This is a genomic window from Streptomyces megasporus (genome assembly GCF_000718985.1).
GTDB classification, from domain to species: Bacteria; Actinomycetota; Actinomycetes; order Streptomycetales; family Streptomycetaceae; genus Streptomyces; species Streptomyces megasporus.
This window is the reverse complement of record NZ_JODL01000147.1, coordinates 1-336: the sequence shown is the minus strand read 5'-3', so window position 1 is coordinate 336 and position 336 is coordinate 1. Positions and strand designations below refer to the sequence as shown.

Below are 336 nucleotides of genomic sequence, written 5' to 3'. Positions count from 1 at the left end.
CGCCCCCGCGGATCCGCTTCGGCGAGGGCGGCGCACCCGACTCGGGCGACCTCGGGGTCATCGGCCACGAGTACACCCACGGCGTGTTCCAGTGGCTCGGCGCAGAGCACGGCGGTTCCTCGTCGTACGAGCACAGCGTCTGCGACGCCCTGCCCGCCATCTACCGCGACCGGTTCAACCCCGACGGGCACCGGCGCACGGAGACGTTCCCCTTCGACAACAACGCGACCGACCGGTGGAGCGCCGTGCGACGGCTCGACCTCCCCCAGCGCTTCGACGCACCGGCGTTCAACGGCTTCGACTTCAACCTGCGCAACTCGATGCTCGGCACCGCAC

1 pseudogene is annotated in these 336 nt (G+C 70.8%); it reads left to right on the top strand.

Features of this window, described 5'->3' with window-relative positions:
- A pseudogene (locus IF47_RS28435) lies at positions 1–336 on the top strand (hypothetical protein); the annotation flags it as partial.